The 24,200-nt window shown below is 66.3% G+C and carries 29 protein-coding genes and 1 tRNA gene; 18 read left to right on the forward strand and 12 right to left on the reverse strand.

Annotated elements, in window-relative coordinates; all coding sequences use genetic code 11:
• Positions 1-131: 131 nt before the first annotated feature.
• Complete coding sequence (locus FS507_RS07590) at positions 132-704, reverse strand: GNAT family N-acetyltransferase (RefSeq protein ID WP_145942182.1); 573 nt, start codon at positions 702-704, stop codon at positions 132-134.
• Positions 705-798: 94 nt separating this feature from the next.
• Between FS507_RS07590 and FS507_RS07595 the strand changes: the two genes are divergently transcribed.
• Both FS507_RS07595 and FS507_RS07600 read left to right on the forward strand, forming a co-directional pair.
• Positions 799-871: transfer RNA gene (locus tag FS507_RS07595), tRNA-Ala, on the forward strand.
• 206 nt (positions 872-1,077) lie between these two features.
• Positions 1,078-1,272 (forward strand): hypothetical protein, encoded by a 195-nt coding sequence (locus FS507_RS07600; protein ID WP_145942183.1) that lies wholly within the window; start codon positions 1,078-1,080, stop codon positions 1,270-1,272.
• 65 nt (positions 1,273-1,337) lie between these two features.
• Here the strand turns inward: FS507_RS07600 and FS507_RS07605 are convergent, their stop codons facing one another.
• Positions 1,338-1,784 (reverse strand): MarR family winged helix-turn-helix transcriptional regulator, encoded by a 447-nt coding sequence (locus FS507_RS07605; RefSeq protein WP_145942184.1) that lies wholly within the window; start codon positions 1,782-1,784, stop codon positions 1,338-1,340.
• A 102-nt stretch (positions 1,785-1,886) separates the two neighbouring features.
• Here FS507_RS07605 and FS507_RS07610 point away from each other — a divergent pair, with 102 nt between their 5' ends.
• From FS507_RS07610 to FS507_RS07635, 6 genes are all read left to right on the forward strand, one after another.
• Positions 1,887-2,522: an NAD(P)-dependent oxidoreductase gene (locus FS507_RS07610; RefSeq protein ID WP_145942185.1), complete on the forward strand. Its 636-nt coding sequence runs from the start codon at positions 1,887-1,889 to the stop codon at positions 2,520-2,522.
• 36 nt (positions 2,523-2,558) lie between these two features.
• On the forward strand, positions 2,559-2,909 hold the full coding sequence (locus tag FS507_RS07615; RefSeq protein ID WP_145942186.1) for a Fe-S protein: 351 nt from the start codon (positions 2,559-2,561) through the stop codon (positions 2,907-2,909).
• Between the two features lie 12 nt (positions 2,910-2,921).
• Positions 2,922-3,854, forward strand: coding sequence for a COX15/CtaA family protein (locus tag FS507_RS07620; RefSeq protein WP_145942187.1), 933 nt, complete (start codon positions 2,922-2,924; stop codon positions 3,852-3,854).
• Positions 3,851-4,504, forward strand: coding sequence for a hypothetical protein (locus FS507_RS07625; protein WP_145942188.1), 654 nt, complete (start codon positions 3,851-3,853; stop codon positions 4,502-4,504). Before FS507_RS07620 ends, FS507_RS07625 begins: the two co-directional genes overlap by 4 nt.
• Before the next feature lie 153 nt (positions 4,505-4,657).
• Positions 4,658-4,837, forward strand: coding sequence for a hypothetical protein (locus tag FS507_RS07630; RefSeq protein ID WP_145942189.1), 180 nt, complete (start codon positions 4,658-4,660; stop codon positions 4,835-4,837).
• 102 nt (positions 4,838-4,939) lie between these two features.
• Positions 4,940-5,149: a hypothetical protein gene (locus FS507_RS07635; RefSeq protein WP_145942190.1), complete on the forward strand. Its 210-nt coding sequence runs from the start codon at positions 4,940-4,942 to the stop codon at positions 5,147-5,149.
• A gap of 6 nt (positions 5,150-5,155) precedes the next feature.
• Here the strand turns inward: FS507_RS07635 and FS507_RS07640 are convergent, their stop codons facing one another.
• Positions 5,156-6,100, reverse strand: a complete 945-nt coding sequence (locus FS507_RS07640; protein WP_260853211.1) for an SNG1 family protein — start codon at positions 6,098-6,100, stop codon at positions 5,156-5,158.
• A gap of 95 nt (positions 6,101-6,195) precedes the next feature.
• On the opposite strand from FS507_RS07640, the gene FS507_RS07645 reads away from it, so the two are divergent.
• Entirely contained in the window at positions 6,196-6,771 is a 576-nt protein-coding gene (locus FS507_RS07645; RefSeq protein WP_145942191.1) for a TetR/AcrR family transcriptional regulator, read from the forward strand.
• Here the strand turns inward: FS507_RS07645 and FS507_RS07650 are convergent.
• Both FS507_RS07650 and FS507_RS07655 read right to left on the reverse strand, forming a co-directional pair.
• On the reverse strand, positions 6,731-7,735 hold the full coding sequence (locus FS507_RS07650; RefSeq protein ID WP_260853212.1) for a winged helix DNA-binding domain-containing protein: 1,005 nt from the start codon (positions 7,733-7,735) through the stop codon (positions 6,731-6,733). The two genes, FS507_RS07645 and FS507_RS07650, sit on opposite strands and share 41 nt — an antisense overlap.
• Entirely contained in the window at positions 7,736-8,632 is an 897-nt protein-coding gene (locus FS507_RS07655; protein ID WP_145942192.1) for a GDSL-type esterase/lipase family protein, read from the reverse strand. It abuts the gene before it with no gap.
• Positions 8,633-8,778: 146 nt separating this feature from the next.
• On the opposite strand from FS507_RS07655, the gene FS507_RS07660 reads away from it, so the two are divergent.
• Positions 8,779-9,813, forward strand: a complete 1,035-nt coding sequence (locus FS507_RS07660; protein WP_260853213.1) for a methyltransferase — start codon at positions 8,779-8,781, stop codon at positions 9,811-9,813.
• On the opposite strand, the gene FS507_RS07665 is transcribed toward FS507_RS07660, so the two are convergent.
• Positions 9,810-10,259, reverse strand: coding sequence for a DUF4442 domain-containing protein (locus FS507_RS07665; RefSeq protein WP_145942194.1), 450 nt, complete (start codon positions 10,257-10,259; stop codon positions 9,810-9,812). The genes FS507_RS07660 and FS507_RS07665 overlap by 4 nt on opposite strands.
• Before the next feature lie 43 nt (positions 10,260-10,302).
• Here FS507_RS07665 and FS507_RS17570 point away from each other — a divergent pair, with 43 nt between their 5' ends.
• The 7 genes from FS507_RS17570 to FS507_RS07695 all read left to right on the forward strand — a co-directional run bounded on the left by FS507_RS17570 (position 10,303) and on the right by FS507_RS07695 (position 15,848).
• A complete protein-coding gene (locus tag FS507_RS17570) occupies positions 10,303-10,443 on the forward strand; it encodes a hypothetical protein (RefSeq protein ID WP_186314608.1) in 141 nt (46 codons plus the stop codon).
• 138 nt (positions 10,444-10,581) lie between these two features.
• Entirely contained in the window at positions 10,582-11,625 is a 1,044-nt protein-coding gene (locus tag FS507_RS07670) for an esterase/lipase family protein (protein ID WP_145942195.1), read from the forward strand.
• A gap of 68 nt (positions 11,626-11,693) precedes the next feature.
• The gene (locus FS507_RS07675) at positions 11,694-12,470 is read left to right on the forward strand and encodes an SDR family oxidoreductase (protein ID WP_145942196.1); all 777 of its coding nucleotides are present in this window, start codon (positions 11,694-11,696) and stop codon (positions 12,468-12,470) included.
• Between the two features lie 93 nt (positions 12,471-12,563).
• On the forward strand, positions 12,564-13,415 hold the full coding sequence (locus FS507_RS07680) for an ABC transporter ATP-binding protein (protein ID WP_145942197.1): 852 nt from the start codon (positions 12,564-12,566) through the stop codon (positions 13,413-13,415).
• Positions 13,412-14,179, forward strand: coding sequence for an ABC transporter permease (locus FS507_RS07685; RefSeq protein WP_145942198.1), 768 nt, complete (start codon positions 13,412-13,414; stop codon positions 14,177-14,179). Before FS507_RS07680 ends, FS507_RS07685 begins: the two co-directional genes overlap by 4 nt.
• Positions 14,176-15,240, forward strand: a complete 1,065-nt coding sequence (locus tag FS507_RS07690) for a sensor histidine kinase (RefSeq protein WP_186314601.1) — start codon at positions 14,176-14,178, stop codon at positions 15,238-15,240. The genes FS507_RS07685 and FS507_RS07690 overlap by 4 nt, the downstream gene beginning before the upstream one ends.
• The gene (locus FS507_RS07695) at positions 15,237-15,848 is read left to right on the forward strand and encodes a response regulator transcription factor (RefSeq protein ID WP_145942200.1); all 612 of its coding nucleotides are present in this window, start codon (positions 15,237-15,239) and stop codon (positions 15,846-15,848) included. The genes FS507_RS07690 and FS507_RS07695 overlap by 4 nt, the downstream gene beginning before the upstream one ends.
• On the opposite strand, the gene FS507_RS07700 is transcribed toward FS507_RS07695, so the two are convergent.
• The 4 genes from FS507_RS07700 to FS507_RS07715 all read right to left on the reverse strand — a co-directional run bounded on the left by FS507_RS07700 (position 15,830) and on the right by FS507_RS07715 (position 19,780).
• Positions 15,830-17,011, reverse strand: a complete 1,182-nt coding sequence (locus FS507_RS07700; protein ID WP_260853214.1) for an MFS transporter — start codon at positions 17,009-17,011, stop codon at positions 15,830-15,832. The two genes, FS507_RS07695 and FS507_RS07700, sit on opposite strands and share 19 nt — an antisense overlap.
• A 59-nt stretch (positions 17,012-17,070) precedes the next feature.
• Positions 17,071-17,655 (reverse strand): hypothetical protein, encoded by a 585-nt coding sequence (locus FS507_RS07705; RefSeq protein WP_145942201.1) that lies wholly within the window; start codon positions 17,653-17,655, stop codon positions 17,071-17,073.
• A 268-nt stretch (positions 17,656-17,923) separates the two neighbouring features.
• On the reverse strand, positions 17,924-18,826 hold the full coding sequence (locus FS507_RS07710; protein WP_145942202.1) for an HAD family hydrolase: 903 nt from the start codon (positions 18,824-18,826) through the stop codon (positions 17,924-17,926).
• Positions 18,827-18,850: 24 nt separating this feature from the next.
• Complete coding sequence (locus FS507_RS07715) at positions 18,851-19,780, reverse strand: LysR family transcriptional regulator (RefSeq protein ID WP_145942203.1); 930 nt, start codon at positions 19,778-19,780, stop codon at positions 18,851-18,853.
• Positions 19,781-19,847: 67 nt separating this feature from the next.
• Here FS507_RS07715 and FS507_RS07720 point away from each other — a divergent pair, with 67 nt between their 5' ends.
• Positions 19,848-20,759 (forward strand): EamA family transporter, encoded by a 912-nt coding sequence (locus tag FS507_RS07720; protein WP_260853215.1) that lies wholly within the window; start codon positions 19,848-19,850, stop codon positions 20,757-20,759.
• Here FS507_RS07720 and FS507_RS07725 read toward each other — a convergent pair.
• Entirely contained in the window at positions 20,665-22,269 is a 1,605-nt protein-coding gene (locus FS507_RS07725) for a flavin-containing monooxygenase (protein WP_145942205.1), read from the reverse strand. The genes FS507_RS07720 and FS507_RS07725 overlap by 95 nt on opposite strands.
• Positions 22,270-22,473: 204 nt before the next feature.
• Entirely contained in the window at positions 22,474-24,147 is a 1,674-nt protein-coding gene (locus FS507_RS07730; RefSeq protein WP_145942206.1) for a hypothetical protein, read from the reverse strand.
• Positions 24,148-24,200: the final 53 nt, after the last annotated feature.

Below are 24,200 nucleotides of genomic sequence, written 5' to 3' on the forward strand. Positions count from 1 at the left end.
TTGGGGCGAAATGATTCGGAAATAGGTCGAGGGTGGCGATTGTCGTCTCATCCCGCGTTGCCCGAGCCGTTCCACGTGAAACCTCGCTCTGATGGCTAGACGGTAGCTGTCTCCGTCCGGCGGGGACGCCCTCATTCGCGCTGCATGGACCAGACAACAGGACCACCGACCGGATGTGTCTCAGCGTGAGTCGAGAAGCCGAGACGTGAGTAGAGCTCGACGTTTCTCGCATCGGATGTTTCCAGGTGGACCGGAGTACGGGCGCCCGCAACAGCATCCAGTGCATCAAGTGCGTGGCGGATAAGTGCCGTACCGAGTCCGTTCCCCCGGTGCCGGGGGTTTACCCCTACGGTGGCCAGTTCCCAGCTTCCTGCGATGGGAGAGACCGGGAGTGATACCTCAGAGCCGTGAGCCGGCGCGTTGCCGGCGGCTGACTGGATGCGGGCCCATGTGTCTGCGGAGACACGCCCGTGAGCCCCGGGACCGACGAGGGCGATGACAGCAGTAACGGCGTCCTCGACGTAGACAAGCCCGTGTGGCAGGGCAATGTGTTCCAGACACACTCGTTGAATGTCACGGATCCGGTCCACGTGCCTGTCTGGTGCGACGGTCCAGTTGGTCCAGGCATAGTCAGAGAAAGCGAGCGAGAGGGTATCTGCGGCGTCGGGAATGTCGTCGAGTGTGGCCTCACGTATATGGATCATGTGGCTGAGAATACAGCCCGGGGAGGCCCCCGTGGCTAGGCGAATGACGGGGTCCGGGTGTACGATCTTCTGTGTTGTCTCCACGAGGGATTGCGGGGCTATAGCTCAGTTGGTAGAGCGTCGCGTTCGCAATGCGAAGGTCTGGGGTTCGATTCCCCATAGCTCCACAGAAAGACAGGATCCGGGCACTTTCCGATTTTTGGAAAGTGCCCGTTGTCTGTCCTGGGAGGAGTGGGGGCCACCCGCAAGGGTGGAGAACGGGGTCCCTGTGATACCCCCGGCTGTATGGTTAATTCACCGTATGAACTACTGGGCCGTTAACTTCTCCTTAGGCGCGTCACCATCCTGCGCGTAATCACCACAAGGAGGGCCAGTGAATAACCGTAAGCTTGCTACGGCAGCCGTCGTCGCCGCACTCGCCCTCGCCGCGGTGTCCTGTACTGGTGAAACTGAAGCGGAAGACACGCCGAAGGTGCCTGCCGTGACAAGCTGCATCACACCCGTGCCGCCACATACGACGACGTCTGCACCCAGTACCGCTGTGAGTGAGGAGCCCGAACCTCGATAGCGGGAGGACTCCTCGGTCGCTGGGGAAAGGCACGGTAATCGACGTTCGGCTTTTGCTGTGCACGTTCAGCGTTCGGGATCATCCGGTGCGTAGAACTCACTCATGGCGGTGAGGAACCGAATGACGGTGTTGAGCTCATCGGCGCTGAATCTGGAGGCGAGGGTGGCGAACCGCTCGTCGACGTCCCCGTAGAGCGACTGCAGAGGGGCGATGGTTTCCGGGATCAGGTCAATGACCGTGCGGCGGCGGTCCACGTCGTCGGGGGTTCGACGGACGAAACCGGCCCTTTCGAGACGATCAACGATCCGAGTGACCGTGCTGGTCGGAATCCCTGTCGCTGCGCTGATCTGCCGTGGAGTGCGGATATCCCTACTGAGGACCAGCAGGTGCAGGGTCTGCAGGTCGGTCATCTGCAGTCCGTTGTCGCGCGCGATGCGGTCATTGCCCAACGTGGCATCCACGATCTGCCGTTGTAGTGCGATGCGCACCTGTTCTACCAGGGCATTCGTCACAAGCGAACCTCCTTGTTAAAGTATTCCCATATCGGGAATATCTATCATCGGGATTATCTGGTGAGTATATCTGGTGATCCCCCGGACAGGAGACGAGACACGATGAGAATTCTGGTACCCGGCGCCACCGGCATGGTCGGCCGTCACGTCGTTGAACAGGCCCTGGAACGGGGCCACGAGGTCACCGCCATTGCACGGCGTCCGGGGTTCTTGGGCGTTGAACACCCCCACCTTTCGGTTGAGCCGGCGGATGTCACCAAAGCCGCATCACTCGACCCGCTTCTCGAGGACATCGATGCGGTCGTGAGCACGGTCGGCATCGGCACATCGAGGGAGCCGACGACCCTGTACTCGGAGGGGACTCGAAACCTTCTGCGTGCAATGGAACATCACGGAGTAACACGCATTGTTGTCATCTCCTCCGAGGTCGCTGACCATTGGGCACACCAGGGCCTGCTGAAACTCTGGGTGGTGCTGCCGCTTCTCCAGAAGTTCCTCGGCGCCACCTACGACGACATGCGCCGTATGGACATCGTGCTCTGGGAGGGGGATGCGCAGTGGACGGCGGTCCGTGCTCCTCGCATCCGTCCCGCGAAGGCCAAGGGAAACTACCGCCTCGATACCGAAGAACCACTACGACGTGGGTGGTCGATCACTGTGCCAGACATGGCCACCGCGCTGCTCGACGTTGCCGAGCGTCAGGATCTCGGTCGCACCCACCTCTACGTCGCGAACTGACAATTCGACGCCTGCACGAAGGAAGGAACCAAGGAAGTGGAAACTGTGCGCGGCATCGTTGTCCTGCTGCATCTGGTGGGATTCGCACTACTGTTGGGAGCTTGGGCGGTCGAGGCGTTCAAGGGGCGTCCGCGGATCACAGCGATGATGCAGTGGGCGATGACGATCGCCCTCATCACTGGCCTCGCGCTTGCGGCGCCGTGGGGTCTCGGGCACGAGCTGAACTACATGAAGATCGGCATCAAACTCGTCGTGCTGCTCGTCATCGCCGCATTGCTCGGTGTCGGTGGGGCACGGCAGCGTCGAACAGCGTCGATCCCAGTTACCTTGTTTTGGTCGGTCGGTGTATTGACGATCGTAAACGCCGCGATCGCAGTTCTGGTCTAGAGGTCGTGACTCGTGCCCAATCCCTTCTCGCGGCTCGCCGACCGCGTGGATCTCGAGCGCCGCAGCCTCCGTTCGGCCGCACTCGCCGCGCTCGTGGCCAGCATCCTCATCGTCACGACGGGTGCGACCGTGCGGCTCACCGGTTCCGGCCTCGGATGCGAGACCTGGCCGTACTGCACCAGCGATACCCTGGCGCCGACCCGTGAGATGGGGCTGCACGGGGCCATTGAGTTCGGCAACCGGCTGCTTACGGTCGCGCTCTGCGTCATCCTAGGTTGGCTGATGATCGCCACCCGCTTGCAGCGCAGTCCCGCACCGTCGGTCAGCAGGTGGGCGTGGGCGCAGTTCTGGGTCGTGGTGCTCAACGCCGTCATTGGTGGCATCACGGTTTGGACCGAGCTCAACCCGTACGTCGTCGCGGGCCACTTCATCGCCGCGATGCTGCTCGTCGGAACGGCCACCGTCACGTGGCACCGCGTCAACGAACTCGATCAAGACGGTCTTCAGGAGCCGTACCAACCTGCCCTGCGGGTACTTGGCACGAGCCTGCTCATCGCCACCGCGGTACTCATCATGCTCGGTACCGTCGTCACCGGGACCGGCCCACACGCCGGCGATTCGTCCGGTGTACCGCGCATGCCGTTCGACTGGATCACCGTCTCCCGCCTCCATGCCGCAGCCGCGATTGTCGTCACCGCACTTATGGTCTGGGCATGGATCGGCACACGCCGAAGTAGCAGGTCCGGGCTGCGAAGACATGTCCGGATACTTCTCCTGGTGGTGTCCCTCCAGGGAGGCGTCGGAATCGCGCAGGTGGTACTTGGCCTGCCGGAAGCCCTCATCGGGCTGCATCTACTCGGCTCCGCCCTCGTCTGGACCGGCACTATCCGGATATTCCTTGACACCCTTTTCCCACATCACATCAATGCTTGGAGAGCACAATGAATTTCGACAAACCATTGGACGGTTGGTTCACGTATCTGGCGTGGAATATCGATCTGCAGCTCCGTGGTCCGTTCGTGAAGGCGAGCACGCGCCGGGAGCACTATCAGGAACATCTTGTCCATATCGCTGAACAACTACGGGAAGAGGGTGCGGTCACTGCCCATGCCCTGCAGGTGACGACGGTCGTGCCTGTCGACGGGGGGCCACGATATGACGTGGCGCTGCTGGTCCATGCCGGCGACGAGGTGCGTGACGAGCTTGTCCAGCGCACCTCAGCTCTCGGCTTCCCGACACCGGAACTGGCGACCGTCGCCCGTAACGCCGGAAGGTTCGGTGATACCGAGGGACAGGAGGGAGAAATCTTACTCAACCATTTCGCTGGAGACGCGGCCCCGCAGGCCGCGGTAGAGGCATGGGCGTCGATCTCGGAGTGGTACTCCCGAACGCTCGGAGTCGACAATTCGACTTTGCTGGAGTTCACCGGGGACACGCCGATACTCATCATGAACTATGCAGTCCTGCCTGGGAAAGCGATCCCGTTCCTCGCAGGACAGATACTGCGTCCAAGCTTCTACAGTGTCGTCCGTAAACAACTGCATGAGGCCGGGATTGCTCCGTTCCCCCTCATCGCCCGGCGACTGGAAGGGTGAGTGGCGGCCGACGCTTCTGCCAGGCTGTGCGGTGTGGGGACTGGGTTAGTCTTCCCGCCCTCTTTCGCTATTTTCCCTTGCAGGGGGAAAGTTCCGCCTAGTGTGGTGTACGTCACTTCGACAACAGCCACTGACGCTATCGGAAGGTAATTCATGGATTCTCTGATCAATCTCATCGAGTCGCTCATCGGCTTCGGATCGTCGACCCTGGAGCTCGGATCCTCGGTTCTTTCCGGAGACGGATCACTCGCCGTCGGCTCGAACGTCCTCGATCTCGGCTCATCCGGAGCGGAACTCAGCGGCGCAGGCTCCGACGTGATTTCGGGGAGCTGACCGGGGGTGGGTGCAACGTTCCTGTTGCACGAGGGGAAGGGTTGCCTAAGATAGTGGCCGTACAGCGTCCGCTGGCACCCCTCTCACGTGGAAAGGTCCATCATGGATACTCTCATCGAGCCCCTCATCAACTTCCTGACCTCTGCCTTCAGCCTCGGTTCGTCGGTGGCCACCGGTAACCCGATCGGCATCGGTTCCTCCACACTGGAGCTCGGCTCCTCGGCGATCGACCTGAGCAGTGCCGGCTCCTCCGTCCTGGAGGGGGCAGGCGGTACCGACGGTGCCGGCGCAGCCGGAGAAGCGGCGAACTAGCCTGTACTAGGCCTCGGCCGGGCGCTTCTCTCCCGCGAGCCGGGAGGTGAACCTGCGGTACCGCAGCGCAGCGAGCCCCACCAGACCCATGCCGATCGCCACCCAGGCGAGCAGTACCCACACAGAGTGTGCGATGCCGGCGCCGTCGAAGAACGCCACCGAACGGGTGGCGTTCCCGGCGGCGCCGATCGGCAGGAACTGGCCGATTGCACCCCACGGGGAGGGTAGCCACTGCCACCCTGTGGCGATACCCGACAGTGGGTTGGAGACGAACAGCGTCAGCAGTGCGCCGATCCCCAGTCCGGCGAAGCCGATCAACGCCTCGAGCCCGAGCACGAACAATGACGTACCGGCGATGCCGAGTGCGAGCACACCCGCTGTCTCCCAGTAGTTTCCGTCGAATGTCCCGAAACCGAACTGCAGGATGGCCCCGACCACGAGTCCGGCGAGGACCGAGAAGACCAACGAGCCGATGATGCGCAGGCCGTAGCGCTTCTTCATCGTCATCGAGAGGACCGCCGCCGACACCATGCCGCCGAACGCCAGCGGCAACGCGAGGGCGCTGAGCCCGCCTGCGGTCGGATCGTCCTGCGTCGTCGGAGCGACATCCTCGACCTCGGCCTGCATGCCTTCGGCGACGCCGGTGAGGACCTGGGTGTACGGCTGGCCGGCGCCGGAGGCGGTGTACACGGTGGCCCCGCCAGGGGTGACCGTGACAGCACCGACAGCATCGCGGTCAAGGACGGCCTCCTTGGCGTCAGACGGATCGTCGTAGACGGTCACGTCGAAGTTCTCGCTGAGCTGGTTGACCACCGGCTCGGGTGCGGTGACCGCGACGGGAATGTCATCGGGGCCTGAGTTCATCTGGGGCGAGAGGAAGGCAAGCAGCATCAGGGTGACGGCCGCGGTGAGGCCGAGGATGATGCCGCCGAGCTTGAGTGTCGTCTTCACGGGGATCTCCTGCATGGTAGCGTGTTAAATGGAGCGGATCGCTCCGTTTTTCTGGAGCGTAATCCTCCGGTTACTGAGATGCAAGAGGAGAGTTGATGCGAGCCGATGCACGGGAGAAGAGGGCCGCGTTGATCACCGCAGCCTGGGACCTTTTCGCCCTGGATGGTCCGGAGGTGCCGTTGCGTACCGTCGCCGCCGAAGCAGGTGTCGGTATCGGTACGCTCTACCGCCATTTCCCGACGCGCGACGACCTCGTGACCGGTCTCATCGAGGACATGGCCCACCGCGTGCTGGAGATCATCGACCGGCACACCGGGAACTGGGACGGATCGGCGGAAGGGTGGCGCACCTTCGTGCATGAGGTCGCTGCGCTGAAAGTCGCGGCACTGGCGGAGCGCACCATCGCCGTCACCCCCGTGGACGGACGGGTGTGGCTCGACACTGAGCCGATCCGGGAGCGGTTCCTCTCCGCCTACCAGGGCATCCTGGAGCTGGCCGCAGCATCGGGTTTCGTGGAACCGGGACTGTCGCCCTGGCGCTTCCACCTCGGACTGGCCGCCGTATCGCGTCCGATGCCGGAGAAGGCCGAGAGTTTCGCCCCCGGTCAGGCGGAGTGGTTGATCGACACGTTCATCGCCGGGCTCGCGGGTAATTCCGCACCGCGCGGGTGACATCTCGTTCGGCGGTGGCGCTCAGCGGAGTGAACGGTTCAATTCCGGCAGCCGACCAGGTGGCGATGAACTTTCCGCCACGCACCACCGTCCGACGGAATACGCCACGGTTGCCGGGCGCGACCCGGTCGTGGTGCGTGGACGACATGAACGCCAGCCGGTCACGGTAGCCCAGCACGATCTCGTCGAACGCGGGTAACGCGAATGTTCCGTGCGCACGACGTTTCATCCCGGCGATCTCCTCGTACAGGCCGGGACGGTGGTGCAGTCCGACGGTGGTCTCCACCTCGCCGGCGATCTCGGTGAATGCCTCCTTCACCACCCGCTGCGGCAGTTTCGTCCACCATGCGAAATCCCGCAGGTCCGCAGGGCCGTGGCCGGTCAGGTAACGCAGCAGGAGTTCCGCTGTGGGGGAGTGCTCGCCGGTGTAGGGCACCGGCGTGGCGGGGACGATGAGCTGGTCGTCGCCGTCGAAAGGTCCGTAGACCGCCGTGCCGTGCAGCATCATGTCGCGGATCATCAGGTATCGGAATCCCGTGTCGTCCGGGAACCCGTGGCGGGCCCAGAGGTTGCCGAGGGCCTTACGGGACAGTCCGGGGGACTCCAGGAAGACATCGTGGGCGCGGGTCACCTCGGCGGGGCTGATCCCCTCCTTCTCCCAGCGGCGGGTGGACTCGCGACGTTGCTGGCCCGCGCACAGTTCGGTGATCCAGCCGGCGTCACGGGCAGACATCGCGAAGACGGTGGAGCGCATCGGGTACCCCCGCACGAGTTCCCCGGAGGTGAAGGCGTCGCGCACGTCCGTGACGTCCGTACCCGAGGGAAGACGCAGGGCGAGGGAACTGAGGACCCCCGTCAGATCCTGGCCCTGCATCGGGCCCATGGTCTCGAGGAGGGCGACGGCGGAGTCGGCGGGTGTGAGCAGCCGCTGCGCCACCAGTCGCGCCTCAACGAGTGAGCCCATCTAGACTGCGCCGGCCATGCGGTCGGCGATGAAGGTGGATCCCTTCAGGGACGGGTGGATCATCATGTTGTAGTTCGGGGTGGTGGTGTCCAGGATGCCGGCGACGTAACGGTTCTGGTCCGGCGAGCAGGTGGCGTTGCCGGCCGACTCGGTCTTCAGGTCCACGAAGGATGCGCCGATCTGGCGGGCAGCCTCCTGCTGGTTGCCACGCAGCCACTTCTCCACGTCGCTGAGCACCGGGATCGGCAGGCCCGCGGGGAAGTCGGGGACGACATTGGCGAAGCAGAACATGCCGTTCGAGGTGATCGCCATCTGCCCGGCCATCACGATCCGGGCGCCCGGGGCGGCGGAGCGCACCTTGGCGGCGGCTGCACGGACGTCGGCGAGGTACCGGTTGCGGACGTCGCCGGGGTTGAGGAAGTCGGCGCCGTTGTCGGTGCCACCGGGGCCGAAGTTGTTCATGCCGTAGTTCAGTACGACGGTGCGGGTACCGGGGTGGATGTCGCCTGCGTTCACGGCCCGGTCGATCCGGCCCAGGGCGCTGTGCGAGGTCATGCCGGAGCACGACCAGTCGTTCACGGCCAGTCCGTGGCGCTGCTGCATCAGGCGTGGCCAGTTGTTCGGGGCCTGCAGGCAGTTGCCGGTGACGGGGTAGTTGTCCGGCACGAAACCGTCGATACCGCGCAGTGTGTTGTAGTACTGGTCGGGATTCGCCGCGTAGGAGTCGCCCATGATCACGACGTTGCCCGCGGGGGCTGCGGAGGCCGCCGGGGCGGCGACGACAGCACCTGCCCCGACGGACAGAGCCGCGGCAACGGCCAGTGCGCCGGCCCGGATGCGCCGGACGAGTCTGTTGCGGTGGGACCGGGAACTGGGGGTCGCCTTGTGGGTGGTCACGTCGTTGGTCCTCTCGAAACGCAGGCGGGTGTCGGCCGCGCTGGTGTGTAACAGTGTGAAACAGTCTAAGGGATCCCAACGCTCCGGTGGGTGTTCTCGTTACTTTTGGATCCAAGATCACCATGTCCCGTGGGAGAATCACTGTCATGATCGAGACTGCGGACGACACCACCACGGCTGACCAGGCATTGCGCCATCTGCGGGCCGGAGGGTCACTGGTGTGGAGGGGTGACTTCCACAATGGTCGTCAGCTGCTCAAGGCCGTCGACCGTCGGTTGACCCGGAAGGCCCAGAAGGCCCAGAAGAACGCGCCGGGGGATGCGACGGCGTTGTTCCTCCGGCAGCGTGCTGACCGGGCCGACCGGGCCGACGTTCTCGGGCGCATCCTCGTGGAACTGGGGGAGGACTACACGCTGGACCTGCGGCGCGCCCCTGACGTCCGCGACGCCTGCCGTCACGCCTACGGCACCGCTCATCCGGGGACGGTGCCGTTCACCGAACTGCAGGGGGTGCTCGGCGCCTGGCAGTGGCACCAGCGGGGAGTCTGGGTCGAGGAACTGGGGGACCACATCTACCCGGACTACGGTGTCTTCTCACCGACGCGCAGTGAGTACATCGGTCTGGTCGCCGCACTCGCCGACGAGGTGGCCGGGCAGGACGTCCTGGAGATCGGGACGGGTACCGGCGTCCTCGCCGCAGTGCTGGCACGTCATGGGGCGACGGTGACGGCGACGGACGTCAGCCCTCGTGCGGTGGTATGTGCACGGCGGAACCTCGAGAGGCTGGGATGTGAAGTGGATGTCGTCCGGGCGGACCTGTGGCAGGAGGGTCACCGGGCGGATGTGGTCGTGTTCAACCCGCCGTGGTTGCCCGGGACGCCGACCTCCGATCTCGAGCTGGGGATCTACGATGCGGATTCCGGGGCGCTACGGCGTTTTCTGGCCGGACTGGCCGACCACCTGACCGACGGCGGGGAGGGGTGGCTGGTGCTCTCCGACCTGGCCGAGCACCTGGGCCTACGCACCCGGGAGCAGCTGGAGGGGTGGATCGCCGAGGGCGGTCTGCGTGTCGTCGGACGCGAGGACACCGCGCCGCGTCACCCCAAGGTCCGTGACGCCGACGACCCGTTGCACGTCGCACGCTCCCGCGAGGTCACCTCGTTGTGGAGGCTGGGGGTCTAGCGCTTCCTGCGGTAGTAGACCTGCCGTCGTACCCGTGCGACGGTGTCCCCCTGTTCATCGGTGACGTCCACCTCGAACCAGTGCAGGTACTTCGCCCCGTCGGCGGTGCGTTCCCTGATGAGGTCGTAGGTGGCGTCGTCGATCCGCATGTCCGCGGTGATGGTGCCGCGGCCGGGTTTCACGAAGTCGACCTCGGCCTTGATGTCCCACACGTTGTAGTCACGACCCAGGCGCGCCATGGAGGCGAGCATGTAGAAGGGGTCGGTCATGGACATGATCGTGCCGCCGAACGCCGTGCCGACGGCGTTCTTCGTCAACCGTCCGGGACGGTGGGTCACGACGACGCGGGAGCCGTCGTCGGCGAAGTCCCTGATTTTCACACCGGCACCGAGGAACGGCGGCCAGTACTGCATGAATCGTCGGAGCTGCTGTGGTGAGAAGGCCATGCACCGTATGTACCACGATAGACAACTAGTTTCCTATGTTTTGGTGTTCTGGAGCGGAATCCCCGGTGAACAGTCGGTACATCGGGGTTCTGCGCTCGACGCCGGCGCCGACGGCATCATCACCGACTACCCCACACAGTTGAGAGGGATTCTCGATGAGCGCGGAATCGCCTTCCGGATCTGAGACACCCCTCAGGTCAGTAACCGGCCCGGAATTAACCCCTGCGACGACTCAGATGCTCGACGGGACCGGCGACGGTGCCGGGACGCAACATGACCGAACCGCTCATGCGCCTATACCTGTGGCGGTATCGTACCGTTCATGTTGAGTACCAAAACCAAACCTGTCGCTGCGCTGCTGGGCGCCGCTGCTGTCGCGGCGGTGGCGACAACGGCCCCGACAGCTGTCGCCGAGACACATTCGCCGTCCAACTTCGTCGACGCCTTCGTCGAAAGCTTCCATGAGCCGCAGCGGTCCCCGATCGGAGCCAACGACTGGGACTGCACCCCCAGCAAAGAGCACCCGAACCCGGTTGTCCTCATCCACGGAACGTGGGAGAACGCCTACGACAACTGGTCGGGGCTGGCACCGCAGCTCGCCGACGACGGGTACTGCGTCTTTGCCCCGAACTACGGCCGCGCCGAGATCCTCGACAAGGGCGGGGCGGGCACCGTCCTGCCGAACACCTTCGGCACGGGGGACATCGCCGCCTCCGCCGGTGAGATCGAGACTTTCGTCGACCGGGTGCTCGAGGCGACGGGTACGCAGGAGGTTGACCTGGTCGGTCACTCCCAGGGCGGGTTGCTTGCCCGCCAGTACCTGGCCTTCAACGGGGGAGCGGAGAAGGTCGACAAGACCGTCACCTTAGGGGCGACCAATCACGGCACCACACTGTCCGGGCTGGCCAATCTCAACCGGTTCATCGGTGGTCTCGGTCTGGATCTCGACCCGGCGCTGGACTACGTCATCGGGGAGGCGGGGACCCAGCAGCAGTACGGGTCACCTCTGCTCACCAGGCTCAACCAACGTGGCGACACGGTGCCCGGCGTCGACTACACGGTGGTGGCCACGGAGTACGACGAGGTCACCACCCCGTACGACTCCACTTTCCTCACCGCCGGGGAGGACGCGACGGTCAGCAATGTCACGGTCCAGGACGGCTGCGCACAGGACCATTCCGACCACATCTCCATGTCCTACTCACCACGGGTCGTCGACATCGTGCGCGACGCCCTGGATCCGGGCAGCGTCCCCGAGAAACGCTGCACCCCCAACTCGCCGATCATGGGTGGCGGGAGCACGGAGATCACCGAGGGACTGACCGGGCCGTTCGGATGGTTGTCCGAGAATGCACGGCCTCTGTAGCGAGCAGGACCTTAATTCTTTTGCCGAATGTGATGTATTTATGTTCGAGCCCTGATAGATTGCCGTCCATGAACAACTCGAAGAGCATTTTCATCTCCGGTGGTGCCGCCGGCATCGGCCGCGAAGTGGCACTGAAGTTCCGCAACGCCGGTTGGACCGTCGGCGCCTACGACATCGACGAACAGGGACTGGAACTGCTCAAGGAGCAGTACCCCGACATCATCACCGGACGTCTCGACGTCACCGACTACGAGTCCTGGGAGCAGGCCCTGGCCGACTTCACCTCCCACACCGGTGGCAAGCTCGACGTCCTCGACAACAACGCCGGCATCATCGGCGACCACGACGTCGCAGAGCAGGCTCCCGGCCTCATCGCCAAGCAGATCGAGATCAACTGCACCGGCATCACCTTCGGCGCCCGCGCCGCCCACCCGTACCTGAAGAACACCAAGGGCTCGCACATGGTGTCGATGGGGTCGGCGTCCGGCATCTACGGACAGCCGCACATCACCCCCTACTCGGCGTCGAAGTTCTACGTCCACGGCTTCACCCAGGCCATGAGCCTGGAGTGGCGCAAGGACAAGATCCGCGTCGTCAACATCATGCCCCTGTGGGTCAAGACGAAGCTCGCCGACGTCGAGGCCGCCTCCACCAAGCGTCTCGGCGTGCGGATCAAGACCGAGGACGTCGCCGACGCCGTGTGGAAGTCCGTGCACCCGAAGAACTGGCTCGAGCGTCAGCGTCAGGACTACTCCGTGTCCTTCCCGGATCTCGCCCTGCGCCTGGCCGCCCGTTTCTCCCCGGCACCCGTGGCGCGCCAGTTCAACAAGATCATCGCCGGCTGACGCTGACACCACGCCGGCACCATGACAACTGTCACGGGGAAACGGTGACAGTGGGGCGGGGTACCGGCTGCGGCTCCGCGGTTGACTCGGGGTATGAACACCACACACACCGCAGCAGTACACACAGAGCGGCTGGGCAAGACCTTCCGGGGGACAGGTAACCGCCGGATCGCGGCTCTGGACGATGTCGACCTCACCGTCGACCGGGGCGAGATCGTGGCCCTGCTCGGCCCCAACGGGGCAGGCAAGACCACCCTGATCGACCTCCTCCTCGGCCTGACGAAACCCACCACGGGCGACGTCTCGGTCGTCGGCGGAACACCGCGGGAGGCGGTCACGGGCCAACGGGTAGGTGCCGTGATGCAGACCGGGGGACTGCTGCCCGACATGACCGTCGAGGCGACGGTGAAGATGATCGCCGCGACCCTGACGAATCCGCGTCCCGTGGACGAGGTGCTGGAGCACGCCAAACTCACGGACATGCGCCGACAACGGGTGGGACGGTGCTCCGGAGGTGAGCAGCAGCGACTGCGATTCGCCCTCGCCCTGCTCGGCGACCCCGAGCTGCTCATCCTCGACGAACCCACCGCAGGGATGGACCCCGCCAACCGGCACGAGTTCTGGGAGTCGATGCGCGTCCAGGCAGACCGTGGGGTCACCGTCCTGTTCGCCACCCACTACCTGCAGGAGGCGCAGGACTTCGCCAGACGCATCGTCCTGCTCGACGCGGGCGTGATCATCGCCGACGGCACCCCGGCCGAGCTCCAGGACGGCGACGTCGTCGTCGAGTACGACCTGGACGGACACCACCGGGTGGCCACCACCGCGTCCGACGATCTCGCGCGCGACCTGCTCGCCCGCGGCGCGACGAACCTGCGGATCTCCGCACAGACACTGGAAGACACCTTCATCCGGCTCACCGGCGACGGGAGTGAACAGTCATGACCACCACCCTGCACTTCGCCCTCCACGACCTGCGCCGCCTGTACCGCGACGGTGCGATGCTGTTCTTCTCCATGGGACTGCCGGTCCTGTTCTACCTGGTCTTCGGCCAGGCCATGGGATTCGGTGATGAGCCTGTCGGGAAGGGAAACGTCTCCGCCTACATCATGATCGGGATGGCGCTCTACGCCGGCGTGACCGGTGCGGTCGCCGCCGCCGGTCAGATCGTCGTGGAGAGCACCACCGGGTGGGGACGCCAGCTCGCGCTCACCCCGTTGACCCACGGGCAGTTGCTGGCGTCGCGTCTGCTCGGCATCACGATCCGTTCGGTGCTGCCGGTGGCGGCCGTGTTCACCGTCGGAGCCCTGACGGGGGCGTCGATGCCCGGTACGGCGTGGGCGACGTCCTTCCTGCTGTGCGTCGTCGGGGCCATCCCCTTCGGCTTCTACGGGATGATGTGGTCGCAGATGTGGCCGACGGAGAACTCGGTGAGCATCGCCGGGACGAGCATCGTTGTGCTGGCATTCCTCGGCAACCTCTTCATGCCCCTGCCGGAGACCGTGATGACCGTCGGACGCTTCAGCCCGCTCTACGGGCCGGCGTCCCTGGCGCGCGCGCCGCTGACCGAGGGCTACCAGTCGGTCTCGTACGACCCGGGCCTGGTCCATGACCCGCTATGGTGGGCGGTAGTGAACTTCCTGGCCTGGTCGGCGGTGTTCATCCTCATTGTCCTGGCACTGCACAACCGGGAGAAGGGTCGGCGATGAAGAACTTCGACGGTTCCTCCAGCCTGATGGCCTCCATCTGGCTGGTCGTCCTCGTCGTACCGGCCCTCGTGCTCGTGGTGACGGAGGGGGTGACGGGGCGCACCGTGGCCGGTATCGCCCTGCTCATCCTCTTCAGCGCCGTCTACGCCGTCGCCTTCGGGATGATCGACCAGTGGCCGCAGCGGTTGACGATATCGCGGCGGTACCTGTTCTGGTTCACCCTGCTCGCGCTGGTTGCTGTGGCCACCGCCGCGGTGATCGGCTCCCTCGCGGCGTTCCTCGTCCCGTTCTTCGTCGCCGTGCTGGCCTTCCCCCTGCCCCTGGTCCTCAGCCTTCCTGCGACGGTTGCGTTGGTCCTCGGCTCGACGGGGTTGATCTACCTCACTGAGCCCGAGGCCATGCCGGGTGTGTTGGGTGGAACGCTCGCGTCACCGTTGATGGTGTACGCCGTGGCGCTGGTGACCCGCCGTTACGAGGAGAGGGCACATCTGGAGCACGAGCTGGCGATCGCCCGGGAGCGCGAGTCCATCGCCGTGGACGTCCACGACCTGTTGGGCCATTCCCTCACGGTGGTGACCCTGAAGTCGGAGCTGGCGGGCCGGTTGATCGACTCCGACCCCGCTGCGGCGAAGGAGGAACTCGCGCAGATCACGCGACTGTCGCGGACGGCCCTGGCGGAGGTGCGTTCCACTGTGACCCGGATGCGGTCCCCGGACCTCGCCGGCGAGGTCGAGGCCGCACGCCGGGCGTTGACCACGGCGGGTATCGAGGCTGTGCTGCCGGAGGACGTGTCAGTGGCGGGTGTGAACGCCCACCTGTATTCGTGGGTGGTGCGGGAGGGCGTCACCAATGTCGTCCGGCACTCGCGCGCGCGGCGTTGTGAGGTGACCATGTCCACCGACCGCGTCGAAGTCCTGGATGACGGCGTGGGTTGGGACGGGGAGCGGGGCAACGGGCTGTCAGGGCTGGGGCGTCGGGTGGAGGATGCCGGCGGCACACTGACGGTGACCGCGGTGGAGCCGGGAACACGCCTGTCGGTGTCGATGACGGGAGAATCATGATCCGCGTCCTGATCGCCGATGACCAGGATCTTGTCCGCGGTGCGCTCGCGGCACTGCTGGGCACCGAGGACGACCTGGAGGTCGTGGCCGAAGTCGGCCGCGGCGACGAGGTGGTCGAGGCGGTGCGGGAGCACCGGGTCGACGTCGCCCTGCTCGACATCGAGATGCCGGGCATGACCGGGATCGAGGCGGCTGAAGCACTGCAGTCAGAGGGGTCGGGGCTGTCCTGCCGGACGGTGATCGTCACCACCTTCGGGCGTCCCGGCTACCTGCGCAAGGCCCTGGCCGCCGGGGTCAGTGGCTTCGTGGTGAAGGACACCCCGCCCTCCCAGCTGGCGGAGGCGGTGCGGCGCGTCCACCAGGGACTGCGGGTCGTGGACCCGGCATTGGCGGAGGAGTCACTGTTCACCCCGGATTCGCCGCTGACCGGCAGGGAGGTGGAGGTCTGCCGCGCCGCACGGGGAGGGACGGGCATCCGGGAGATCGCGGCGGAACTGCACCTGTCCCAGGGCACGGTCCGTAACCACCTGTCCTCGGTCATCGGGAAGACCGGGGCCTCGAACCGTTTCGAGGCAGTCACCGTCGCGGATCAGAACGGCTGGCTGTGACGGGAGGCGACCTTCACGGCCACTGCGGACATCACGCAGACCACGGCGCCGACGAGGAACACGGTGACGTAGCCGACCAGCGGTGCGATCAGCGCGATGGCGAACGGCATGAAGAACCCCAGGTAGGTCAGGGCGTAGAACACGGCGGTGAGGGACCCCAGCTCCTCCGGTGCCGCGATGCGCTGCACCTCCCGCAACCCTGACACGATCATGATGCCGTAGGCGGTGCCGAGGACCATCGCGGTCGGCACCAGGAACCACACCGCGTGGGTGGTGACCACGATGACTGCCGCACCCATACCGATCACGGCGGTACCCAGGGCGTACAACGGCGGAGTGACGGCCGCCCAGGTCGGCAGCCGTCCGGCCCAGGGCTGCACGAAGGTGCCGGTCAGCATGGTGACCCCGGCGATCAGACCGGTGTACGCCACCGGCGCGGACACACCCGAGGTCACCAGCGGCGGAAGTACCGCAAAGGACGTCGTCGCCAGTCCGAACGCCCACGGTGCCCACAGCGCCACGGTGAACAGGAACCGGGGTGTACGCGCCGAGGGTGGGAACTGCAAACGGGAGGCTGCCCGTCGTCCTGCATCCGGGGTGACCCACACCAGAGGGGTCAGCACCAGGATCATCACGAGGTGGATGATCAACGGGGTGGTGTCCGGGCCCGGCAGCCATTCCGCGACAGGCCCACTGACCAGCGGGCCGACACCGAACCCGGCGGAGGTGGCTGCGGTCGCGCGCCGGGCTGCCGCACCGTCGTTCCCGTCGGTCTCCACGGTGACCTCCTTGAGCCACGACGCTCCGGCGGCGAGCACCAGGCCCACGGCGATGCCGGTGAGCATCCGGCCGACACAGAGCAGGACGGGCCCCCACGCCACGTCAACGCCGAGATGGGCCGCGAGCGTCACCACCGTCCCCGTCGCGGAGAACAACAGGGCGGGACGGACGACCGAGCGCCGACCCCGCCTGTCGGACAGCGGTCCGCCGACCATCAGGGCGGGGATGAGCCCCAGGACGTAGACGGCGAGGACGAAGTTCACCGGCGCTTGGCCCAGTCCGTGTGTCTCGCGCATCACGGGCAGGAGTGGGGCGAAGAGGTTCGCGCCGTAGGAGACGGCGAACATGCCCAGCGCGATCCGGACCCAGGGTGCAAGTGTCATGGCTCACATTCTGGCATGTCCATCGAATGCTTATATGTATCGGGGGAGGGCTCCGTGGATCAGTTCGCGACGAGCGCGTCCCGGGAGTCACCGCTGGCGCACCGGTCGGGGACACCCTCGAGATCGCTGATCGGTACGGTCGTGGCCTCGAGATCCATCGGCTGGCCCACGTACACCGTGTCCCTGCCGGGAAGGGTGACCGACGGACGCCCGTCCTGGGTGACGACGTCGGCGTCTGCGGGGACCACGAGAGGCCGGGGAGGGCCGTCGTCCGAGAATCCGACGACGGCGAAGCAGGAGCCCTGGCCGGTGACGAGACGTCCGGAGATGCTTTCGGCCTCCCCCTCGGGCGAGTCGTCCGTGGTAAGTGCGACGGGCCCGCTGCCTGAGGCGGAGACCGTGATGCGACCGTCGGCGGGGTCGGGCTCAGAGGCGTCAGAGGGGTCCCCTGCCTCTGTGGTCACTGTCTCGGTTACGGTCTCGCGGGCGTCGGTGCCCGTGTTCCCGGTGCCGGTGTCTTCGGTGAACGTCGGTGTGTCGGGTGCGCTGCCGTTGTTGCCGTCGCCGTCACTGCAGGCGCTGAGGGGGCCCAGGGCGAGGACGGCAGCGAGGGATGCGGTGATGGCGGCGCGGTGTCGTGTCATGGGTTCTCTCTCCACGTCGAAGTATGGTCGGGGACGCCTCCAGGTGTACCAGGTCGTGCCCGGCATCCGTTTCAGGGACCTCACGTCGCCGCTGAGGGTGTGCAGACGTGGCTCGGACCCCAGGATTGTGTTGGTTCTGTGCTGGCTGGCCACCCTGGGGTGGCTGTCCCAGGGAGGGACGTCACAGCCTGTGGCGGGGGCACATCACCTGTTCTGCGTGGTTAGTGCCCGTACCTCCCTCATTCTCGATAATGAGAATCTACGCCGATCACACACCCAGCAACTGTCGCAGTACCTGCACCACGCCGTCCTCGGTGTTGGCCGGAGCGGTGTAGTTCGCGGCCTCCGTGATGCCGGGGTGAGCATTGGCCATGGCGAAGGACAGGTCGCCCTCGCCGATCATCTCCAGGTCATTGAGGTAGTCGCCGAACACCGCGGTGTTCGCCGGTGAGACGCCCAGTTCTTTCTGCAGGTCACGCAGGGCGGCACCCTTGTTGGCGTCCGTACGCATGATGTCGATCCAGTTCGCCCCGGAGATCACCACCGCGTTGTTCTCATCCACCTCGGGAGCTGCGGCGTCCTCGCCGGTGAACAGGCCCGGGGCGGCGTCCTCGGCGGAGCCGAAGGCGAAGACGGCGACCTTCACCACCGGAGTGTCCACCGTGGTGAGGTCGTCGATCTGTTCGAGGGAGTGGTAGTACTTCGCGGCCTCGTCGAGGAACTCGCGGTCGGAGCTCTCTACGTAGGCGACCTCGGGAGTGCAGATGACGAGGCCGAGACGCCGGTCGGTACCACGTACCGCGGAGATGCACTGCTGCACCGTGTCGTCGGACAGGGGAGAGGTGGCGACGACCTCGTCATCGTGGACGACGACGGTACCGTTCTCCGCGAGGTAGGTCCGGATCCCGTGGTCGCCGAACATGTCGTGCAGCGTCGCGTGCTGACGTCCGGAGGCGGGCACCACGACAATGCCACGGTCCTGCATCACCGGCAGCAGGTCCCAGAACCCCTGGGGGACAGTACCGTCCGCCCGGAGCAGGGTGCCGTCCATGTCGAGGACCACGAGGCCGAGGTCAGGGGTAGGGGAGAGGTCGCGCCAAGAGGTGGAGGTCGCGGTGGGCTCGGAGGTGGACTCGGGGGCGGACGCGGAGGTGGTCGGGGTTTCCGTCATGGCCCCATGGTTTCACATGAAACGTCAGAGCTGCTCCGGTGTGTCCGGTGACTCCCGCCGGGCAGCCGCCCCCAGCGCGGTACGGAACGCACGCACACCGGGATGGCCGGTGTAGCCGTCGCGCACCGCGGTGAACAGCTGACGGTGCGGCGAGCCGGGCATCGCCAACGCCTGGGTGTGGTCAAGGTGTGGCCCGGCCAGCATCGCCGGGATCACCGTGACACCGTGCCCGGTGCGGGCCATGTGCGCCCGCAGGATCGGGTCGGTGGTTTCGCACTTCACCCGCGGCTCCACACCGGCCTCGCGCAGGACGGTCCGTTCCCACCGTCCCTGCGGCATCGTCGCCGGCTCCAGGATCCACGGGGTGTCCGCCAGGTCCGCCAGACCGTCCAGCTCCTCGGCGGGTACCGCCCAGCGTCCCGTCGTCGGCAGGACCAGCAGCATCGGGTCGGCGAAGAGCTCCTCGCGGTGCAGCCCGGGGCGCACCGGCTCCGGCTGCCCGGGGAACTCGTCACCGATGACCACGTCGTAGGAGTGTGCGGCCAGCCCCTCGAAGGCCTCGCCGACCTCGCGGTGGTAGACCTCCACATTCAACTCCGGGTGCCGCTTCTCCAGCATCGTCAGCGCTGTCGGCAGGATCGTGGCCAATGCTGACTGGAAGCTGGTCACCCGCAGCGTCCCCTCCGCGCCGGCGCGCGATGAGGCGAGCTCGGCCTCGGCGGTGTCCAGGATCGTCAGGACCTCGTCGGTACGTGCCACGAGCCGGAGCGCAGCCTCGGTGAGCCGCACCCCGCGGCCCACCGTCTCCAGCAGCGGAACCCCGGCCTCACGCTCCAGCTGGCTGAGCTGGTGGGATACGGCGGACGGGGAATAGTGCAGCTCGCGGGCCACGGCGGCCAGAGTGCCGCGCTGGTGGACCTCACGCAGCAGGGTCAGACGGTGAATGTTCAGCACAGTTCACCATTATCGTTCATATCCCTGAGATAGACGAACCAATACCCCGGGCCCCACAATGAGAGCCATGAGCATCACCCGTTCCTCCTCCCTCGTCCTGGCGTCCTGCGCATCCCTGCAGTTCGGCGCGGCGACCGCCGTCGGCCTCTTCGACTCCCTCGGGACCTGGGGCGTCACCTTCCTCCGTCTGACCATCGCCGGCGCCCTGCTCCTGCTGATCGCACGCCCGGCACTGCGCTCCTGGTCCCGGGGGGACTGGCGCGCCGTCGTCTTCTTCGCCGTGATGATGGCCGCGATGAACGGGTTCTTCTACGCCTCCCTGGACCGCATCCCGATGAGCGCCGCGGTGGCCATCGAGTTCATCGGTCCGCTGGTCTACGCCGGGCTGACGTCCAGGCGTCGCGGTGACCTGGTCTGGGTCGGCCTCGCCGCCGCCGGCATGGCCGTCCTCGGCCTCGAGGCTCTGTCCGACGCCGCCCTCGACCCGGTCGGCATGCTGCTGGCGCTGATCGCCGGGGTGTTCTGGGTCGGCTACATCGTCGGCTCCGCCGCGGTGGGACGCCGCATCGCGGGCACCGGTGGCCTGGCCGTGGCCATGCTGCTCGGCGGTCTGATGCTCGCCCCGGTCGGAGGTGCCGCCGTCGAGGGCATCACCGCCGACCCGTGGCTGTTGATTCCTGCGGTGGTCACCGCGCTGATGGCCTCCGTGATCCCGTACTCACTGGAGCTCGCGGCGCTGCGCCGCCTGCCGGCCGCCGTCTTCAGCGTCCTGATCAGCCTGGAACCAGCTTTCGCCGCACTCGCCGGGTTCGTCCTGCTCGACCAGGAGATGACGGCGATGCGCGGCGTCACCGTCGTGCTGGTCATCGCGGCATCCGTCGGCATCACATGGTCGGCGCACCAACGGACTGTCCGGCCACCGCGGGAAGAGCGCGTGCGACGTCCACTGCTGCGTCGTCGAACACCATCTCATCAGTGACGTCGCCGCGGGCGAGCTCCGGCCATTCGCGCAGGTAGTCCTGGCGGTACAACCACGGCGACCGGTCGCCCTGCCGGGGTGTGACGTGCTCCGAGCGTTTGATGTAGCCCGCCTCGAACTCCAGCAGCGGACGCCGTTCGACGTCATCACCGGGGAACACCGGGGCGGCGACCGTCTCGCCACGGTTGACCATGTGGTGCCACAACCGGACCAGGTACCGGGCCGTGAGGTCCGCCCGGGTCGTCCACGACTGGTTCAGGTACCCGACGGTGAAACTCAGGTTGGGTAGAGCGGAGACCAGCACACCGCGGTAGGCCACTGTCTGCGACGGGTCGACACTGTGCCCGTCTACCGCGACCTCTGCACCGCCGAACAGCTGCAACTGCAGCCCCGTCGCCGAGATCACCGTGTCCGCCTCCAGCACCGTCCCGTCCGACAGCCGCACACCTTCCGGGACGAGACGGTCGATCGTCGCGGTGACGACCTTCGCCCCCTTGTCCCGGATCGCAGCGAAGATGTCCCCGCCAGGCGCCTTGCACACGCGCTGGTCCCAGGGCTTGTAGGGCGGCGTGAAGTCCCGCCTGATCTGTGCGGGTGTCAGCCACCTCAACTGCAAGGCATGCAGGAAGCCACTGAACAGGAACGGTGCGCCTTTGGCGAGGTACCACTGGACCATGTCACGGGTGATGTGGTTGACGCGGGCGACCTTGTGGGCGACCCGTTTGTTCGGGATCAGTGTCGTCCAGATCGTGGAGATCGTGTCGAACCGGGGCAGGGCGGCAACCCAGGTCGGGGTGCGCTGCAGCATCGTGATGTCCGCACCGTCCTCCGCCAACGCCGGGAGCAGGGTGACTGCGGTGGCGCCGGATCCGATGATCACGATCTTCCGCCCCGCGACGTCCCCCTGCTCGTCGGGACGCCACTGCTGCGCATGGATCAGCTGCCCCTCGTAATCCTCCTGGCCGTCGAAGGTGGGCTGGAACCCTGCCCGGTGGTCGTAGTAACCGCACCCCATGTGGAGCCGCTGCGTCCGGATGACGGTTTCGACCGTCGCATCCTCGGCAGCGTCCGGACGGTCGTCGGGCCCGTGGCGCCATGCGCGGACGGTCGTGACCTCCCAGTGGGGTCCGTGTGCCTCGGCCTCGGCGCCGGTGGTGACGAAGTTGATCCGCTTGACCCAGGTGTTCAACCGGATACGCTGCAGGAATCCGTCGTCCTGAGCCGCCTCGCGCAGGTACTCCTTGATATGTGCGCCGTCGCCGAGTGTGCCCTTGTGCGGCCAGGGTTTGTAGGGCAGCGCGAAGCTGGCCATGTCCGAGTCGGAGCGGATCCCGGGATAGGTGAAGGTGTTCCAGGTGCCGCCGAGATCGTCGTTCGAGTCGACGATCTCCCAGCTCCAGCCCGGGAACTCCGAGACGATGTGGTGGGCGAGGTCGATGCCGGCGATCCCCGCGCCGACGATCAACAGGTCGAGGACGCGGTCGGTGGTGGTGTCGTTCGGGGTGCTCATGGACGCCACAGTACTGAGTAGGTATTGGCTCCGGAACAAAACGTGCAAACTGTCCCGGGTTTCCCGTCGTCCTGTCGGCCTCCGCGGCGTCGGACGGACACGTGGGGGTGGTCGTGGTCCGGAAAACCAACCAGGCGTGGTCGTCCGGCAACAGCGCGCACAGAAGAACCCCCGGGCCAGGGCCCGGGGGTCAGTCAGCGGAGCTTAGAGACGGTGCTTTCCGCCGTCATCCTCGGGGTCGTCAACGTTGCCGCCGTCCTTCTTGTCGCCCTGACCGGCGTTGCCGCCAGCCTTCGGAGCGCCCGGGGCACCGGGTGCGGCAGGGGCGTTCTTCTTGGCGTCCTGCTGAGCCTCGGCGGACTTCTCCTTGGCCTCAGCGGCCTTGTCTCCGGCCTTGTCGGCGGCCTTGTCCTTCACCTCGGCAGCCTTCTCCTTGGCGGCCTCAGCCTTGTCTCCGGCCTTGTCGGCGACCTCTTCGGCCTTTTCCTCGGCCTTGGCTGCCGCTGCCTTCGGCTTCGCGGCGGCACCGGTCGCAGGGGAACCGTTGGTGCGCGGGGACTTCGCCGGAGCGGAGGCGGAACCGCTGCCCTTGGCCTTCTGGGCGACGAAAGCCACCGCCGCGGCGATGATGGCGAGCAGCAGGACGTTGCGTCCCGTGTGCTTCTTCTTGTTCGCCTTCGCCGCCTTCTTCAGCTCCTTGGCGCGGACCTTCTCGGCCTTCTTGGTCGCGGTCTTCTTGATCTTGCGCTGGGAGCGGGACAGCTGCTTGTTGGCGGTCTTCGCGTTCTTCTGGGCGAACTTCCGGGCCTTCTTCGCCTGCTTGGCGGCCTTCCTCTTGCCCTTGGCACCTTCCTTCTTGGCAGTGTCGCCGACCTCGGAAGCGACCTCGGACGCCTGGGACCAGGCGCTCTCGAGAGACTTGCGTGCGGAGCTGCTGGCCTTGTCGGCCTTCTTCTTCGCGGCCTTGATGTCCTTGCCGTGCTTCTTCTTGAGGTTCTTCTTCGTCTTCTTGGCGGACTTCCCGGCATCCTTGCCGGCCTTACGACCTGCCTCGACACCGGTCGCGGCGAGGGCGGCGCCGGCCTTGCCGACCTGCGAAGCACGGTCACGGGCGTCGTCGAGGGCGTCGCTGACAGTGTCGGACTCCAGGAAAGCGGTACCGCGCTCCTGGGCCTGGGAGAACAGCTCGCCACCGCGCTCGGCAGCGGTACGGCCCCACCGGGTGACAGTGTCGGTGAGGTCAGCGTCCGGAGCGTGGCGGACCTGGTCGGCCAGAGCGGACGCGCGGTCGCCGGCGGCAGACGTGACAGCGGAGAGTCGCTTCTCCACGACGTCGCGGGGGCTCTCGTTCCTACCGGCGGCTTTCTTGGCGACCTTGTGCTGGCGCTTCAGTGCCTTCGCCTGGGTCTTGTCGGCCTTGGCCCGACGCTTTTCAGCCTTCGAAGAGATCTTGTCGGCCTTCTTGGTGGCCTTCGACGCCTTCTTGCTGAGCTTCTCGGCCTTGCTGTCCTTCAGGGTCTCCAGAGTATTCTCGGCCTCCTGTACGGCCTGGTCGAGACCCTGCGTGGTGTCATTCTTGATGGCGTTGCTCACCGTATTTCCTTTCGAGGCGGTACTTTTGTCAGACATCGTGGGGGCCGTGGAAGGCCGCGGTCGGGCTGCCCGGTCCTCGGCGAGGAGCTGTTCCACGATCAGCCGGTGGTGGCCCGGCGCCGAGGACAGGTCCCGTGAAGCTCCTTTGCTGGCGGCCGTGGGCCGGAGGGCGTAGAGACCGGAGACGTCACGGACGTCCCCCTTCCTGCGCTTGCTGCCGCCGCCGAGGGCCGACGAGACCTGCCGTGCGGCACGTAACGCGGTGAATGCGGTGTTCGGGTCCATGGACCGTGCGTCTCCTAACTCATTCTCGGCGGCCGACCTGCGGGGAGCCGCTG

Origin of the sequence: Corynebacterium glyciniphilum AJ 3170 (genome assembly GCF_007673095.1) — a bacterium.
GTDB lineage: Bacteria > Actinomycetota > Actinomycetes > Mycobacteriales > Mycobacteriaceae > Corynebacterium.

Coding starts and splice junctions, on each gene's coding strand:
- FS507_RS07590 (WP_145942182.1), bottom strand. CDS start 704: ATGATCCATATACGTGAGGCCACACTCGACGACATTCCCGACGCCGCA.
- FS507_RS07610 (WP_145942185.1), top strand. CDS start 1,887: ATGAGAATTCTGGTACCCGGCGCCACCGGCATGGTCGGCCGTCACGTC.
- FS507_RS07625 (WP_145942188.1), top strand. CDS start 3,851: ATGAATTTCGACAAACCATTGGACGGTTGGTTCACGTATCTGGCGTGG.
- FS507_RS07630 (WP_145942189.1), top strand. CDS start 4,658: ATGGATTCTCTGATCAATCTCATCGAGTCGCTCATCGGCTTCGGATCG.
- FS507_RS07635 (WP_145942190.1), top strand. CDS start 4,940: ATGGATACTCTCATCGAGCCCCTCATCAACTTCCTGACCTCTGCCTTC.
- FS507_RS07645 (WP_145942191.1), top strand. CDS start 6,196: ATGCGAGCCGATGCACGGGAGAAGAGGGCCGCGTTGATCACCGCAGCC.
- FS507_RS07650 (WP_260853212.1), bottom strand. CDS start 7,735: ATGGGCTCACTCGTTGAGGCGCGACTGGTGGCGCAGCGGCTGCTCACA.
- FS507_RS07660 (WP_260853213.1), top strand. CDS start 8,779: ATGATCGAGACTGCGGACGACACCACCACGGCTGACCAGGCATTGCGC.
- FS507_RS07665 (WP_145942194.1), bottom strand. CDS start 10,259: ATGGCCTTCTCACCACAGCAGCTCCGACGATTCATGCAGTACTGGCCG.
- FS507_RS07670 (WP_145942195.1), top strand. CDS start 10,582: ATGTTGAGTACCAAAACCAAACCTGTCGCTGCGCTGCTGGGCGCCGCT.
- FS507_RS07675 (WP_145942196.1), top strand. CDS start 11,694: ATGAACAACTCGAAGAGCATTTTCATCTCCGGTGGTGCCGCCGGCATC.
- FS507_RS07680 (WP_145942197.1), top strand. CDS start 12,564: ATGAACACCACACACACCGCAGCAGTACACACAGAGCGGCTGGGCAAG.
- FS507_RS07685 (WP_145942198.1), top strand. CDS start 13,412: ATGACCACCACCCTGCACTTCGCCCTCCACGACCTGCGCCGCCTGTAC.
- FS507_RS07690 (WP_186314601.1), top strand. CDS start 14,176: ATGAAGAACTTCGACGGTTCCTCCAGCCTGATGGCCTCCATCTGGCTG.
- FS507_RS07695 (WP_145942200.1), top strand. CDS start 15,237: ATGATCCGCGTCCTGATCGCCGATGACCAGGATCTTGTCCGCGGTGCG.
- FS507_RS07700 (WP_260853214.1), bottom strand. CDS start 17,011: ATGACACTTGCACCCTGGGTCCGGATCGCGCTGGGCATGTTCGCCGTC.
- FS507_RS07705 (WP_145942201.1), bottom strand. CDS start 17,655: ATGACACGACACCGCGCCGCCATCACCGCATCCCTCGCTGCCGTCCTC.
- FS507_RS07710 (WP_145942202.1), bottom strand. CDS start 18,826: ATGACGGAAACCCCGACCACCTCCGCGTCCGCCCCCGAGTCCACCTCC.
- FS507_RS07720 (WP_260853215.1), top strand. CDS start 19,848: ATGAGCATCACCCGTTCCTCCTCCCTCGTCCTGGCGTCCTGCGCATCC.
- FS507_RS07725 (WP_145942205.1), bottom strand. CDS start 22,269: ATGAGCACCCCGAACGACACCACCACCGACCGCGTCCTCGACCTGTTG.
- FS507_RS07730 (WP_145942206.1), bottom strand. CDS start 24,147: ATGGACCCGAACACCGCATTCACCGCGTTACGTGCCGCACGGCAGGTC.